14 protein-coding genes and 2 pseudogenes are annotated in these 15,141 nt (G+C 68.8%); 13 read left to right on the forward strand and 3 right to left on the reverse strand.

The genetic code is table 11. The features are described from left to right. On the forward strand, positions 1-631 hold a 631-nt coding region (locus NON19_RS25155), incomplete at its 5' end, for an alpha/beta hydrolase family protein (RefSeq protein WP_372514279.1). Between the two features lie 82 nt (positions 632-713). After that, entirely contained in the window at positions 714-986 is a 273-nt protein-coding gene (gene tpg / locus NON19_RS25160; RefSeq protein ID WP_308213731.1) for a telomere-protecting terminal protein Tpg, read from the forward strand. Positions 987-1,243: 257 nt separating this feature from the next. On the opposite strand, the gene NON19_RS25165 is transcribed toward tpg, so the two are convergent. Further along, complete coding sequence (locus tag NON19_RS25165) at positions 1,244-1,597, reverse strand: hypothetical protein (RefSeq protein WP_255931352.1); 354 nt, start codon at positions 1,595-1,597, stop codon at positions 1,244-1,246. A 1,125-nt stretch (positions 1,598-2,722) separates the two neighbouring features. Then, complete coding sequence (locus NON19_RS25170; RefSeq protein ID WP_255931353.1) at positions 2,723-3,301, reverse strand: dienelactone hydrolase family protein; 579 nt, start codon at positions 3,299-3,301, stop codon at positions 2,723-2,725. Positions 3,302-3,478: 177 nt separating this feature from the next. On the opposite strand from NON19_RS25170, the pseudogene NON19_RS33505 reads away from it, so the two are divergent. The 3 genes and pseudogenes from NON19_RS33505 to NON19_RS25185 form a co-directional block, all read left to right on the forward strand. Beyond that, positions 3,479-3,972: pseudogene (locus tag NON19_RS33505) on the forward strand (IS630 family transposase); the annotation flags it as partial. 213 nt (positions 3,973-4,185) lie between these two features. Beyond that, positions 4,186-5,166 carry an LLM class flavin-dependent oxidoreductase gene (locus tag NON19_RS25180; protein WP_255931355.1) on the forward strand — a complete coding sequence of 327 codons (981 nt, stop codon included), beginning with the start codon at positions 4,186-4,188 and terminating at the stop codon, positions 5,164-5,166. A 111-nt stretch (positions 5,167-5,277) separates the two neighbouring features. Next, the gene (locus NON19_RS25185; RefSeq protein WP_255931356.1) at positions 5,278-5,622 is read left to right on the forward strand and encodes a hypothetical protein; all 345 of its coding nucleotides are present in this window, start codon (positions 5,278-5,280) and stop codon (positions 5,620-5,622) included. Positions 5,623-5,869: 247 nt separating this feature from the next. On the opposite strand, the gene NON19_RS25190 is transcribed toward NON19_RS25185, so the two are convergent. Further along, on the reverse strand, positions 5,870-6,526 hold the full coding sequence (locus tag NON19_RS25190) for a TetR/AcrR family transcriptional regulator (RefSeq protein WP_255931357.1): 657 nt from the start codon (positions 6,524-6,526) through the stop codon (positions 5,870-5,872). 132 nt (positions 6,527-6,658) lie between these two features. Here NON19_RS25190 and NON19_RS25195 point away from each other — a divergent pair, with 132 nt between their 5' ends. From NON19_RS25195 to NON19_RS25225, 8 genes and pseudogenes are all read left to right on the forward strand, one after another. Continuing rightward, positions 6,659-7,669, forward strand: a complete 1,011-nt coding sequence (locus NON19_RS25195) for a glycoside hydrolase family 113 protein (protein WP_255931409.1) — start codon at positions 6,659-6,661, stop codon at positions 7,667-7,669. A 65-nt stretch (positions 7,670-7,734) separates the two neighbouring features. Further along, positions 7,735-7,929, forward strand: coding sequence for a hypothetical protein (locus NON19_RS25200; protein ID WP_255931358.1), 195 nt, complete (start codon positions 7,735-7,737; stop codon positions 7,927-7,929). Beyond that, positions 7,883-8,296 (forward strand): annotated as a pseudogene (locus NON19_RS33795) (transposase); the annotation flags it as partial. The gene NON19_RS25200 and the pseudogene NON19_RS33795, both read left to right, overlap by 47 nt. An 85-nt stretch (positions 8,297-8,381) precedes the next feature. After that, on the forward strand, positions 8,382-8,519 hold the full coding sequence (locus NON19_RS25205) for a hypothetical protein (protein ID WP_255931359.1): 138 nt from the start codon (positions 8,382-8,384) through the stop codon (positions 8,517-8,519). Positions 8,520-8,561: 42 nt separating this feature from the next. Continuing rightward, positions 8,562-8,966, forward strand: a complete 405-nt coding sequence (locus NON19_RS25210) for a hypothetical protein (RefSeq protein ID WP_255931360.1) — start codon at positions 8,562-8,564, stop codon at positions 8,964-8,966. A 562-nt stretch (positions 8,967-9,528) separates the two neighbouring features. After that, complete coding sequence (locus tag NON19_RS25215) at positions 9,529-9,690, forward strand: hypothetical protein (RefSeq protein WP_255931361.1); 162 nt, start codon at positions 9,529-9,531, stop codon at positions 9,688-9,690. 178 nt (positions 9,691-9,868) lie between these two features. Next, a complete protein-coding gene (locus NON19_RS25220; RefSeq protein WP_255931362.1) occupies positions 9,869-13,225 on the forward strand; it encodes a lantibiotic dehydratase in 3,357 nt (1,118 codons plus the stop codon). Further along, on the forward strand, positions 13,222-14,610 hold the full coding sequence (locus tag NON19_RS25225) for a lanthionine synthetase C family protein (protein WP_255931363.1): 1,389 nt from the start codon (positions 13,222-13,224) through the stop codon (positions 14,608-14,610). The genes NON19_RS25220 and NON19_RS25225 overlap by 4 nt, the downstream gene beginning before the upstream one ends. Positions 14,611-15,141 lie beyond the last annotated feature (531 nt).

The following is a 15,141-nucleotide window of genomic DNA, read 5'->3' on the forward strand; positions in this document are numbered from 1 at the left end:
GGCCCGCCTGTCGACTACCGAGCAGGACCTCCGCAGCGACAGACTGATCGCCTTGTGGTCCGCCGCCACCCGGTTCGTCCTCGACCAGATGACCCGGCTCGACAACGCCGAACCGACCGGCCCGTTCACCCACCGGCTCGACCTGAATGCGGTGGGCATCTTCGGCCACTCCTTCGGCGGAGCGACCGCAGCGCAGTTCTGCCACGACGACACCCGCTGCCGAGCAGGCATCGACATCGACGGCATGCCCCACGGCACCGTGATCCACGACGGCCTCAACCGGCCGTTCCTGTTCCTCACCGCCAGCGACCACGGCGACACCGCGGACCCCGCGAACCGGGCCGCGCTGGCCAGCATCCGGTCCATCTACCGCGGTATCCCGGCGGACCAGCGCTGCTGGCTGACCATCCGAGGCACCGGTCACTTCAACTTCAGCGACCAATCTCTCCTCAAAGACCCCACCCTGTCCCGACTGGCCGGAATGATCGGCCCGCTCGACCAACGCCACGCCCTTGCGGTGACTACCGACATCATCCGGCAGTTCTTCGACACCTACCTGCGCCGCCAGCGCAGCCGCTTTCCCGGTGACCTGACGGAGCGCCAACCCGAAATCCATCTCGTACAGCCCTGAAAGCCAGCGGCCCGCGAACCGCCATCTGGCGGCCCCGAGCGGATGTTGCTGGTGCCTCCTCGCATCGGGGGACACCACGGGCGTGGCTCATCGCCTAATTGGCGAGGGACGGTTCGGCTGCACCGCGCCGGTCGGCACGACCGACGACCCGCGGATGCGGCGACTGACCGTGCGCCTGCCCCTGGAGTACGCCCGCCGTCTGTTCGACGCCCAGCAGGCGAGCGCAGGTGACCGACACCTTCGTGAAATCGTCGCCGAGGGACTGCAGGAAATCTACTTCAAGCACAACGGAGCACGCGCTCAAGGCCTCGAAGTGGAGATTGCAGACAGCGACTATTTCGATGTCTCCTTCTAACGGATCAGTGCCGTCCGGAGAAGGCTTCAGACATCTGAGCCGAAGCTCAAGAGTTGTCATAAAGGCAGGCTTGACGTCACCAGGGTCGCTGGAGTGGCTGATCGACTACCCTCACCGACGCCGTCTGCAAAGGCCAGCGCGGTGCTGCGCAAGGGTGGATGGTGACAACTGCCCTGCTTCGAGCGGCCTGGTGACAAGTGGTTTGCTTCCTCGGTGCCAACCAGGGTGCCTCATTCCGGGGTCCGCAGGGTGGGCCCTCACGAGGTCCAGATCGGATCGTCTGGCGCAGGCCGCCCAGAGAAGCGCTCAAGCGGATCTCCGGCTAGCGACAGTTGGCGGCGTGCGACGGTGATGAAGTCGTTCTGCGCTGCTACCACACGCCCGCGCAGAACGAGCCAGCTCTCTTCCGGCGTCAGGCCCCGCCTGACGATGATGTGGAAGCGCCAAATCTGCTCGTCAAGGGCGTGCGCGGCTTCCGCGATGTCCCTATCGGCAACGAGGTTCACCATGCTCAGGGCCTCGTTCCATGGCCGCCAGTCGATGGTGGTTGGGAGCACCACGCCTTGCGGGACGGAGTCGGGGCGACGGACATCCATATCGCTGAGGTCCACGAGGACACCTGAGGATTCACGCAATACTCGCGCGCACGTCGCCGCCACCTGATCTCGGACCCAGTGTCTATCTTGTGCTCTCCTGCTGACCAAGCTCCCCGCAGCCACACCGATCAGTGTGGCGACGACCGCTCCCGTCGGGGCGGCTAAGAGACTCCACAGCGCGGGCATACGCCCATTTTGGCGGATCGCGGAGGCAGCCGTGAGGTGTTTCCGCGGCTCAGGCGAGACGGAAAGAAGGCACGCCTCACAGGCCACTCGCGACACACTTCGAGTCAACTGGTGAAAGAACAGGGGACTTTGACCCTATGGATGGGCGCCTCGGTCCTGCCCGGCGGTGACACCTATCGTGCTTCGGCACACAACGAAAGCGAGAGGTCCACGATGAACAACGAGCACCAGGAGCACGAGGCCGCCCGCATCGACCAGGAGCGCGCCCAAGGCCTGCGCGACCGCAGCGCCCACCTGCTCCACCTCTGCGAGGTCGGCCATTTGACCGCGGCCGCGCTGCCCGAAGCCGACGACGAAACGATCCTCGGCATGCTCCCGGGCACCCACGCGGTCGGCTCCGGGAGGTACCTGGCCGTTTCCTTCCGGGGGAGGGGGAACGGTGTACGCCCCGGGCGCTGCTGTGCTGCAGGTTCCTGGCAGCGACGGCGCCCGGCCGCTTTTGAGCCCGCTCGGGACCGGCCTTCTAGCTGCGGGCTTCCCCTCCAGGGGAACGGTGTATCGCGCTTCACGCATGGCGCTGCACCCCTCACAGGGTGCAGCGCCGTCCAGGTCGTGAAGGCGGTTCAGCGGCTCCGCGCGTCGTGGAGCTGCCGGACGACCGCCACGGGCGCTGTGATTGCGGGGTTTGTGGTTGGTGTGGTGTGGGTGGTTTGAGCTGTGTTACCGACCGCAGGAGCGCGGATACGGCTCTTGAACTGCGACGATTCAGACCCCTCGATGGGGAGTTGGGGCCGTTGCGTAGCTCGTCCGGGCGGAGCCGCCTCACGGCCCGTCCACCAAGGACGGTGGACGGGCCGTGAGGCGGTCAGCGAGGCAGGACCATGTCGTTGATTCCGGGGTGGGGACGCGAGCTTCGGGGTCGGAGAGGCGCCAGACTTGGCCGAAAATGCCGGGCTATTTGATGAGGTCAAGGAAGTCCAGCACTCGATGAGAGACCTGCGCGGCGGCCTGCTCGTCGTAGGACGGCAGGCTGCTGTCGGTGAACAGGTGCCTGTCGCCGGGGTAGAGAAACAGTGCGGCATCCGCCGCCGTTTCGACGAGCGTACGGGCCGCGTCCACATCGCCCTCCCTGGCGAAGAACGGATCCGCGTCCATGCCATGGACCTGGACCGGGACATCGTGGGGCCAGGCACTGCCGAACTCCGCGACAGGGACGCAAGCCTCCAGCAGCAGCGCACCCTTTGCGCCGGGGCGGGTCTGGGCCAACTTCTGCGCCGGCAGGACGCCGAGCGAGAACCCGAGGTAGACGAGTTCCGCAGGCAGCCCCTCGGCGGCAGCGGTTGCGCGCGCGATAACCGTGCCGACCCCGATATCCTCAACGTAACGCATGCCCTCCTCAAGGCTGTCGAATACCCGCCTTTCGAACAGGTCCGAAACGTGGACGGTGTGTCCGGCCTGTTGCAACTGCTCGGCGAACTCACGGACGCCGGCGGTCAGCCCGTGCCCGTGGTGGAAAACCAGTACCTCAGCCATGTGGCTCCCATCATGCTGCGGTGTCCAGGCGGCACCGCAGCATGAGTATGGTCCGCGCCACTGACATCTGCGGGTCGTAGCCGGACGAGATTAGATCGTTGAAGGCGGATCGGTGATCTGGGCTTCTAGGTCGGTCATGCCGCGGTCCTGGAAGCGCAGGTTGGAGCGGGCACCGGCGGCTTCGGCTCGCTGTCTCCGAAGTACTCCGGTGGCCGGCCCAAGACATTCACGCCGCCCGAGCGCCGTGAGATCAAGAAGATTGCCAAGTCCAAGCCCACCGAGCACCACCTGCCGTTCTGACCTGGAGTTGCGAGGTTATACCCGAGAACGGCGAACCCGAAGTCATCTTCTGCATGGACGAGTTCGGTCCCCTCGACCTGGTGCCCCGCCCGGGCCGACAGTGGTCCGACCGCGGAGGCAAGCACAAGGACATCAGCCGCGAACCACGCCGCAGGCGGCGGGCTACCTACAACCGCTACGGCGGGGTCCGGCACCAGTTCGCCGCCCTGGACCTGGCCAAGGACAAGCTCTCCGGCCACATCAACCCGGTCAAGAAACGCACCCAGTTCCTGGAGTACTGCCGCTACCTGCGCAGCCTCTACCCGCCCGAGATCCGCAACGCGATCGTGTGCGGCCAGCGCCTGACGGCCAGCGACTGCGGGAGGCTTGGTCGCTCCCCTCGGATCGAGCGAAACCTGCAGATCACAGGCTCCACGTTTGTAGTAGAGCGACTGAAGCGACTGTAGTTTCGGTACATGAGGAAATTCCGCTGCTGGCGAGAGCGTCACATCTGGAGAGCAGTTTGACGCTCCGTCGGGTCCCTGCGGTGGGCGAATCGCCACCCCAGGCCGCGACCGCCCAACTGGCCCTTCTATGCTCGCGATGTGATCGATCTCCCGTTGTCTGTCCTGGAAGTCGCAGTCGTCCAGGCGGGTACGCAGCCCGTGGATACCCTGGTTCAGACAGCCCCGTTCGCGCAGGGGGTTGAACGGCTGGGGTACCGGCGCCTTTGGTACGCCGAACACCACAGCTCTCCCGCCATCGGTGCATTCCCACCGGTTGTGCTGATCGCCCATGCCGCCGCTTCGACCTCGACGCTCCGCCTCGGTTCGGGTGGTGTGCTGGCTCCCAATCACGTACCCCTCGGGCTCGCTGAGCAGTTCGGCACTCTTGCCGCGCTCTATTCGGGCCGCATCGACTTGGGAGTGGGCCGGGGGCCGGGCACTTTTGACGCGGCCACCGCACGAGCGCTGCGTCGCGGTGGCGAGCCAGCCACCGACGCCGAGTACCAGGACGATGTGGCCGCGATCTTGACCTTCCTGACAGACAACGTGGCCACGGAGCCGCTCCCGGAGCCCTGGCTTTTGGCCTCAAGTACCGCAGGCGCTTCGCTGGCCGCACGACTGGGCCTGCCCGTCGCCGTCGCACACCACATCCGCCCACACAACACGCCCTCGGTACTGGAGTGCTACCGCAGCGCGTTCACCCCGTCCCGCTGGTGTGAAAAGCCGCAGGTGCTGGTGTGCGTGGAGACGATCTGCGCGGATTCCGAGCAGGAGGCGGAGCGGCTCGCCGGACCGATGAACGTGATCAAAGCCGGGCTGCTCCAGGGCACGGCCGAAATCCCTTTCCCGACGCCCGGGGAGGCAGCGACCCACCGCTTCACCCCGCAGGAGCAGCAAGCGCTGGCCGCCTTCCGCGCTCACCAGGCGTACGGGACACCGGAGGTGGTGGCACGCCGCCTGGGCCAACTGGCAGCCATGACCGGCGCGGACGAGTTGATGCTCACCACACCCGTCCACGCCCTCCGTGACCGGCTTCGCTCCTTCGAACTCGTCAAGGAGCGCGTGGGGACGGTTGGCTGAATGCGACGTCCGGTCACCGCCAGCCTTCCGCCAGAGATGGTCGTGCCCATGCCCGAGAAGGTGCCGTGATCCCACTCACCGCCTGTCAGTCGTGATCGCCATGATGGAGACATGACCAACCCGAATCTGACCACCGGCAGTATTTGGCGGCTCCACCGCGGCGACCAGGAGATCGCCCGGCTGACCGTGACCGGCGCAGACATGCCCTGGACTTACGCCGAAGTCGAGACACTCCCTGGCTTTGAAGAGTTCCGTCCGCTCTTCACCAAGCAGGAGCGGGCTGTCGACGAGGAGGACTGGGAGCAGGCCGACACCTGTTACACCCAGATCCGCAGTGCGCTCACCATGACGTTCCCCGACGGCGGCCCGGTCGGGGAGTTCATGCTGCACATCCACGACAACGGCACCGCCGGCTGGCGCTGGCACGACGAGCCCTTCGACGCGGCGAACCAGTGACGCGCTGGGTTCGCTGTTCCTGGGAGTGTGGACGTCCGCGTTATTGGTTCCGGCCGCGAGCGTGGATCCGCACCTCATCACGTGACTGCGGGAACGTTTCTTGCGGGCATTGCCTACTACTCCAGTCGTAGATCGCGACCTGGCATAGCGTCATCTACGTTGGATCGGCTGCCGAGGATGATGGCCGAGTGCATCGGCATGTTCTGGATCCACTGATTATTCAGCAGATGCCCCAGTTGGGTCGGCTTCACGGCTGGGTGTGTTGCTCGGCGGCGTCGAACGCGGGCGCGAGCGGGGCCAGCGCCGTGCGGAGCTGGTCGGGCAGTGAGCCGGAGGGCACGACCAGTCCTCCGGCGGCGAAACTCTCGGCGGCCTCTGCCTTCCCGGCCGGCCGGAGCCAGCCTTCCAGCGCGATGCGAACTGCCGCGGCCACGCTTGCCGCGAGGACGCGGGCTGTGTGCGCTTCGGCGTCGTCTAGGCGTTCGGCGATCACCGCCGTGAGAGGGGGCTCGATGCCGGCGGCGGTATCGAGGAACGCGTCACGCAGCGCGGCCTGGGTGGTGATCAGCAGCAGCGCCTTGTGTTCGCGCTCGCCGGTGTTCGTGTACTGCTCGACCACTGCATCGGTGACGGCGTCGGCCAGGCGCACTCCTGCGGGCCGGGCCGCGACCGCTGCCGCGATGCGCGCCTCCCGGTCCGCGGTAACAGCGGAGACGATCGCCTGCTCGCGGCTGGCGAAGTAGTTGTTGTAGGTGCGCGGCGAGACCCCGGCCGCCTCAGCAATGTCCTCCACCCGCACCTGGTCGGGTCCGCGCTCCACGGCCAGGCGCAGGGCCGCCTCGCGTAGCGCCTCGCGCGTGGCCTGCTTCTTCCGCTCCCGCAGCCCTCGTGGTGGTGTCGTCACGATGTCAGCGTTCCACACAGGGCTGCGCACGCGCAAAGTTGCGCGTGCGTAAAGTTGCGTGCACGCAAGTTTACTGTCAGCCTCGATCCGATCGAGACCGACAGAGAGGACGTGACCATGCGAGCAAGAGGAATGACCTACGACGCCGGATTCGTCGTGCACGGCCAGATATCCCGCGAGCACTTCGACCCCGCGGTGGTCCGGCGCGAGCTCGCCATCATCCGCGACGACCTGCACTGCAACGCGGTCCAGATCATCGGCGGCGACCCGGACCGACTGGAGCTGGCCGCCGATGCCGCCGCCGAGCTCGGCCTGGAGGTCTGGTTCTCGCCTTATCCGCTGGAGCTGGATCCGGAGCAGATCCTCACGCTCTTCCGCGACTGCGCCGAGCGAGCGGAACGGCTCCGGCAGCAGGGAGCCACAGTCGTGTTCGTCGCAGGGGTCGAGCTGAGCGTGATGAACCGCGGGTTCCTGCCCGGAGACAGCCCCGAGGAGCGGGTCGAGCAGCTGATGAGCCAACCTGAGCGGCGGGCCGAAGCGATGCGCGAACTCGGCGTGCGCATCAACACATTCCTCCGCGACGCCGCAGCCACGGTCCGCGAGCGCTTCCAGGGCAAACTCACCTACGCGTCCATCCAGTTCGAGCAGGTCGACTGGACTCCCTTCGACATTGTGACGTTCGAGCTGATCCGCTCCGCCGAGGTCGCCGACCGGTTCCGGGACGCGGTGCGCACCCTGGCCCAAGGCCCGAAGCCACTCGCCATCACCGGGTTCGGCACCGCGGCCTACCGAGGCGCGGGAGACCGCGGTGGGCGGGTGCTGGAAGTGGTCGAGCACGACCCAAAGACCAAGGCGCCTGTACGGCTGAACGGCATATACGAGCGTGACGAGGCCGGCCAGGCCGCATATCTGAGCGAACTGCTGGAGATCTTCGAGACCGAGGGCGTGGACAGCGCGTTCGTGTTCTTGTTCGCCTTGCCTGGCTACCCGCACCGCCCGGACGGCGACCCCAGGGACGACTTGGACCGGGCCGGCCTGGGCATCGTCAAACTCCTCGAAGGGCGCATGGGACAGACCTACCCCGACATGGAATGGGAACCCAAGGCCGCCTTCACGGCAGTGGCGCAGCGGTATCGGAGGTGACAGGCCCCGCGCACGGTGACCACGGCTCGGGATCTGCACCGCGGCGCGGTGCAGATCCCGAGCAGATGGAAGCGATATTCGCCGAACTCGCGGCAGACCTCGCGCCGGTATGCCGCCGCCGCGACCTGCGGGCCAACGGAGTGTTGTACCTGCGCGGGTTACTGATGCCGGGCGTTGCGGGCAACTGCTGGTCGATCGCGGAGGCGGTCGGCCATGACCGGCCGTATCGCCTGCACCACCTGCTCGAACGCGCCCACTGAGAGGAGGACGCCGCGAGAGACGGCCGTGGGTCAGCAGTATTCCGGCACGATGGGCCGGGTCGAGAACGTTATCGTCGCGGTGTACACGACGTACGCGACCAAGCGGGGCCACGCCCTCATCGACCGGGACCTGTACGTGCAGGCTGACTGGTTCGACGATCCGGCGCGGATGGCGACGGCGGGTTTCCCTGAGGATCACGCATTCGCCACCAAGCCGGCGCTCGCCCTCGCGCAGGCGAAACGCGCGCTGGCCGCCGGGGTCAGACCGCAGTGGGCGACCGGGGACGAGGTGTACGGACGCAGCCGGGAGTTGCGCGAGTTCTTGGAAGGCGCCGGCATCGGCTATGTGTTCGCGGTGGCCGCCAAGCACCAAGTCACTACCTCCGGCGGCGGCGCATGCGCGCGGACCAGGCACTGCACCTGGTCGATCGGGACGGATGGAACCGCCGCTCGTGTGCAGCGGGCGCGAAGGTCCTCGCTACTACGACTGGGCCTGGATCGCCACCGACCACCCGCGCCGATGGCTGCTCATCCGCCGCTCCATCGCCGACCCGAGCGAGATCGTGTACTTCTACGCCTACGCGCCCTAGGGCCATCCCTGCCCCCTGACCGACCTGGTCAAGATCGCCGGGATGAGATGGAGGGTGGAGGACGACTTCCAGGGCTCGAAATCCACCGTCTCACTCGACCAGACCCAGGTCAGGCGCTACCGGGCGTGGAAACGCCACGCCACCATGGCCATGGCGGCCCTCGCCCTACTCGCCGTACTCGCGGCCATCGACAAGACCAGCCACCCCGCTCCCATCCTGCCCGACGATCCCGACCAGGGCCCGCCGGCCGATTGCGGCGCGATCGCGCTGACCGTCCCCGAGGCCCAGCGGCTGTTTCACCTGCTCACCACGCACATCTGCGACCTACCGCCGCCGACCATGCGCGCCCGGATCGCCCGGCATCTGAACTGGTCCGACTGGCGACGACACCACCAGGCCCGAGCCCGCTGGCACCACTACCGAACCCGACTCGCCTTCAATGAATGACACCGCGTCAGGTCGCGATCTACGGCTGGAGAACTACGCGAGGAAGTGGCTCCCAATCTCACTGGAAGACCGGTGCTTGCCGGTCCCGAAAAACTCACACAACCCGTCTCGAACAAACCAACTCCACATGCTTCGCCCCACGAGAAGCTCGACGACCACCTTGCCACCTAGGGCATGGTCTAGGTCGGGAAATATTTTTGACCAAGAGGTCACTTGGCGTTATGGGGTGGTATTCGTCGAGGCGGAAGCGTGTTTGGTGGTGCCCGGGGTGCGGGTCGGCGTTATGTGGATGATCGGATGAGCGCGGTCTGCTTGTATCGTGCATCCGGCGGGAAACTGGCCAGGGTTTCCCGTATGAGAGGGCCGGGGAGTTGCCTATATGAAAAGGCCGATTGGCGCGAAGTCGAATGCCGGTCGACCCCAGCGGACCGGCGGGCGAATTCCGGTTGCCGATCAGTGGCCTTCTTCGTTGCGTGAATATGCGCGGTAGCTGAATGGGGCCAGCAACCCGTTCTCATCCGGCTACGTCTCTCCCCTCAAGTCCCCAACAGGGAGGTTCCCCATGCCATTGGCTGCGACTCTCGAACCCGAAAAGGTCGAGGACGTCTTCGACCTCGACGTCCGCGAGTTCGGCGGTGAAGCCGACACCGAGATGCGGGCCTTCACCGACTGCACCTGCGTCCCGATCTCGTGCTGCACCTGCATCACCTGCCCGAACTGCTGACCGGCCAGTGAGGTAGAGCGGCGGGCGCCCCCGCGAGCGAGGGCGCCCGCCGCGTCCCCGTCCCCTTTCACCTGCGCCGTCCCCCCTGCGCCCGCCGGGCCGTTTCGCGATCGGCCCAACACGCCGGAAAGGCAGGCCGTTGAACACAGACCCGTTGTTCCGCTGCGAGGAACAGCTCATGCTGCGTGCCCCCGTCCACCCGGTCGCCCGTGCGCTCGACACGATCGCCGACTGGCCGTGGTCAGTGGGAGAACCGGGAACACCCGAAAGCCCGAGCGCATCGCGCGAGACGGCGCCCGGCGCGCCGGAGCCGCACGCGCGGCCGGTGGACGGGAAGGAGACGACCGCTGCCGAACTCGCTTCGTGCATCGCAGAGCTGGCGGACGACCCCCTGGTCCGCGAGGCCCTGGCGGTGTCGAGTCCCTCCCTGGCCAGGGAGATCGAGGCCGTACGAGCGAGCGGGCCGCGCTCGCACACACACGGCCAGCCCGCCGGGCTCGTACGAGTGCTCCGAGCACTGGCCTTCTACCGGCTCAGAATGTCCGGCAGGCCGACCCCGTTCGGGTTGATGGCCGGGGTGAGCGGGGCCCGGCTCACCGACGACCTGGCCGAGGTGCGGGGACGGCTCGGGACAGCGCACCGGCGCGCGGTGCGGCCCGACCGCGGCTGGTTGACCGCGCTGGTCGCCGAGTGGGAGCGCCGCCCGCACATCCTGCGCGGACTGCGCCTTGTGGCCAACAACCTGTGCTTCGCCCGCAACGGCCGCGTCGTGCTGCCGTATGTACCCGACCTGTCGACCAGCGGACCGCCCCAGCGCACCCTGCACGAAGTCAGCGTGCGCCACACCGCGGCGGTGCGCACCGTCCTGCGCGCCGCACACCGGCCGACGCTCGCCGCCGACCTCGCCGATCGGCTGCTGGCGGAGTTCCCCCAGGCCACGCCGCAGACCGCGCAACAACTCCTGGCCCAACTCGTGGAGAAGGAACTGCTGCTGACCGAGTTGCGTCCGCCACTGGAGTGCGCCGACCCCCTCGGCTACGTAAGAGCCACGCTGGAGCGCGTACGAGCGGCTCCCGCGCCCTCCTACGTGCCCGCCTCACCGCCTGAGCCCGCGTCCCCGCCACACGGCCCGCGCCCCGGCGAATTCGACCAGCCCGGTGAGCTCGACCAGATCGACGACGTGCGCCAGGCCATCCGCCACTACGCGGCCCAGCCTCTCGGCCGTGGGCAGGCGGCGTGGCGGGCGATGGTCGCACGGATGCGCGACCTGTGCCCCGCAGAGCATCCCGCGCACGTGGATCTCCTCCTCGACGCCGACGTCCGGCTGCCCCGGACGGCGTCGCAGGAGGTGGCGCGCGCGGCGTCGCTGCTGTGGCGGCTCTCGCCGACCGACGAGGGCAGCCCGGCGCTGCGGCAGTACCACGCCGACTTCCTGGAGCGATACGGGCAGGGGCGGGCGGTGCCGGTGAAGGAGGCACTCGACCCCGACGTCGGGCTGGGCGCCCCCGCCGGGTACCGCTGGCCGCCCAGTAGCCGTCCCCAGCCGCCCGAACCACCGCCAGACACCGCACGCGCCCGGCTGCTCGCCGCGCTCGCCCAGGAAGCGACGCTGACTGCAGCGCAGGAGGTCGTGCTGACCGACGACCATCCGCTGGTCATCGGGCTCGCGCGCGACGAGGGCCGCGCGCCGGACTCGTTCGAGGTCATCGCCCGGGTGATCGCCCGTTCCGCGCGCGAACTCGCCGAGGGATGCTTCCAGTTGGTGCTGCACGGGGTCTCGCCCTGTGCCGGTGCGGCGCAGGGCAGGTTCTGGCACCTGCTGCCGGACAAGGAACGGCACGCGCTCAACGAGCTGGCCCGGTTGGCGGCCGCGCCTAACGGCGGCGAGGCCGTGCCGGTGCAACTGTCCTTCTCCACATCACGAGCACGGCACGCCAACGTCACTCAGGTGCCTTTGTGGCTCGACCGGATGCTGACGGTCGCCGCGTACTGCGATCCGGACGACCCGCGCACGATCGGCCTCGACGCCCTCGCGCTCCACGCCGACCTCGACGGGCTCCACCTAGTGGACGCCGAGACCGGGCGAGAGGTGCGGCCCCGGACCTTCCACATGCTCAACGTCGGATGGAACGCGCCCAACGCCGCCCGCCTGCTCTCCGAGATCGCCTACAGCGGGGTCCGGGCGTGGCAGCTGTGGCACTGGGGAACCGCCGACGCCCTGCCGTACCTGCCGCGCGTCCGTTACGGGCGCACGGTGCTGTGCGAGGCCCGCTGGCGCCCCGGGCAGGCACTGCAAGGGGAGTTGGCCGGTGGATTCGCGCGGTGGGGCGCGGCGGTGGCGGCCTGGCGGCAGCGCTGGCACGTCCCCGAGCGGGTCTGCCTGGCCTACGCCGACCAGCGCACCGAGCTGGACCTGACCTGCGAGCAGCATCTCGCCCTGCTCAGACACGAGTTGGGCCGCCGCCCTGAGACCGTGCTCCAAGAAAGCCGCGCCGGCGAGTGCGGATGGCTCGCCGGCCCTGGAGGCGCGCACACCAATGAGGTGGTCTTCCCCCTGGTACGCAAGGCGTGCGACGGTACGGCCTCCACCAACGCTCGCATCGAGACCAAGTGGTCTCGGCCTCGGCCTGCTGTCGGCAGGCCCGTACACCCACCCGGCGGGGAGTGGTTGTACGCGGCGCTGTTCTGCTCGGCCCAGCGCCATGAGGAGGTCTTGGCCACCCAGCTCCCCGCATTCCTCGACACGTTGCCCACCGAGGTGGACCGCTGGTTCTTCCTGCGATACGCGGATCCCCGCACCGGCCCGCATCTGCGCTTGCGACTACACGCGCCCGCGCAGGTCCTGGCCGAACAGGTGCTGCCCGCTCTGCACGCATGGACGGCCAGGCTGCGCTCTCACAGCCTGGCCCACCGACTCGTCCTGGACACATACGAGCCGGAGCTGGAGCGGTACGGCGGACCGGAGGCCATCGAGGCGGCGGAGCAGGCCTTCCACGCCGACAGCCGGATGGTGCTCGCCCAGCTCCAGCTGTTGGCGAACGGCGAACTCACCATAGAGCCGGTGCTGCTGGCCGGCGCCAACCACGTAGACATGGTGCGCCGGTTCTGCGGCGGAACCAGCGAACGGGCGCGTGCCCTGTCGCCCGGCGGTGACCCGCCCTGGCTCGACTGGATGCTCGCCACCTTCCCCCGCAAGCAAGCCGAACACCGCGAGTTCCAGCGGCGGCGCGCTCAGGCCCTCGCCATCGTCGACCCCTATGACAACGGTGGCGGCCTCGCGGAACTGCCCGGCGGCGCGAAGGTGCTGCGGCTGTGGGAGGAACGCGCCGCGGCGATCGCCGCGTACAGCCAAGTCACCGGCAAACTGGCGGAACCCAACAGCGCCCCCGCCCACCGCGTGCTGCCCTCGCTGCTGCACATGCACGCCAACCGCCTGCTGGGCATGGACCGTGACGCCGAACGCGCCTCGTACGCCATCGCACGCGGCGCACTCCAAGCCCACCGGGACCGCCGAGTCCACGGAGGCAACCGATGACCCATCCCCACTCCGGCGCGCCGTCGGCCGCCGATCCCACCCGCCCCAGCGGTCCCACCGCACCAGGTGACGCCACTCGGCCGGAGGATGAACTTGCCGCCCACGCGCGGCGAATCGCCGCCGACATTGCCGCCCGTCTCGCAGACCCGGAGCAGGTGGCCGCCACGGCCACCGCGCCGGACAACCTCGTACGGTTCCCCGGCCAGCCCGCCTTCGGGCCCTGGGCGCCACTGGCGCTCGCCGAGGGGTTCTCCGGAACCGCACTGCTCCACGCGGAACTTGCGACCGCCGACCCGAGTCACAGACGCCTCGCCCACGCCCATCTCGCACGGGCCGCACGGTCGTTGCCCGCCGGTGGGCACCCCGGCGGGCTCTTCCAGGGCCCGGCGTCGCTGGCCTTCGCCGCCCTGGCGGCCCGGCAGGCACCCGGCGACTACGCGGCCCTGCTCGAGCGACTCGACGGCGTGATCGTCCGGCGCACCCGGGAACTACTCGCCGCCGAGTCCGAGCGCCTCGCGGCCGGGCAGGCCGGGGTGAGCATGCACACGTACGATCTGATCAGCGGCGTCACTGGACTCGCGCGCTACCTGCTGGCACGCCAACCACGCCACGACGACCTGGTAGCCGACGCCTGCCGTTACCTGGTCCGGCTAGCCCAGCCCATCACGGTGGCCGGGACGCCGCTTCCCGGGTGGTGGGCGCCCCACACGCCGACGATCGGCCGGGAAGCCGACTTCCCCCACGGGCACGTCAACCTCGGCCTCGCGCACGGTATTTGCGGACCACTCGCGCTGCTGGCTACCGCGCGCACCCTGGGCGTGAAGGTGACCGGGCAGGACGAGGCGATCGCCGCCATCGCCCGGTGGGTGCTGGAGCGACAGCTGCCCGGCGGCCAATGGCCCGCGATCGTACGCCCGGAGGACCTGCTACCGGGCGCCCCGCCGGGCGAGCCCACTGGTCGCACGGCGTGGTGCTACGGCACACCCGGCGTAGCACGCGCCCTCTTCCTAGCCGGCCGATGCCTGGAACGCGCGGACTGGCGAGGCGCGGCCCTTGACGCGCTCGCCGAGGCCCTGTCCGACCCATACGGGATGCACGACTGGGCGCTGTGCCACGGCTGGTCCGGACTGCTCCAGGTGACCTGGCGGATGGCGCACGACAGTGGCGACGCGCGGCTGGCGAGGCGCCTGCCGGACCTCGCCCGGCACATCCTCGCAAACTACGCGCCCGACGCCCCCTTCGGCCTGCGCCACGATGACCCCCTCCAGGCTCGCGACCGCGCCGGACTCCTCGAAGGCGCGGCCGGAGCCGCGCTCGCCCTCCACACCTACGCCTGCGACATGCCACCCCACACGGCCTGGGACGCCGCCTTCGGCCTCGTCTGAGGGGCGGGCTGACGACGCTGTACCCAAGGACAGAAACCGGGCCAACGGGCCCTCCGAGGCAGCTGTATAAGATCGCAGATCTGCGATGTTCCACACGAGATTTATGCACGGCCGCTGCATGCAGCCCTGCTCATCTCTGCCGGGAACGGTGCGCGTCGGCATGAGCATGGCGCCGCCCCCCAGGGCGACGCCATGTGGTGCACAGCCGTTGAAGCGTCGGCCTATCCGGCAGCCCGGACCGCCCGAAGGGACTGGGACTGCCACCCCGGCCCACCCCGCCCGAGCCGGAACCGCATCCGTGAACCAGGCCAGCCAAGGCGAGTTCACCGGCGCCAACGGCGTTGCCGTTGGCACGAGCGGAACAACCGGCGACGGCGCAAGCCTGTCGCTGTTCTCTCTTAGCGAGGGCCGCCCGCGCAGCAGGTCGTCCTTCCCGGGGGTGTCGGCTCCACATTGGGCCTCACGGTACGGCGAGACGGCGCACCCGCCGATCCTGCTGGTGTTCAACAAGGTGGGAGCCCGCGATCCCCA

Source organism: Streptantibioticus rubrisoli (assembly GCF_024436055.1).
GTDB lineage: Bacteria > Actinomycetota > Actinomycetes > Streptomycetales > Streptomycetaceae > Streptantibioticus_A > Streptantibioticus_A rubrisoli.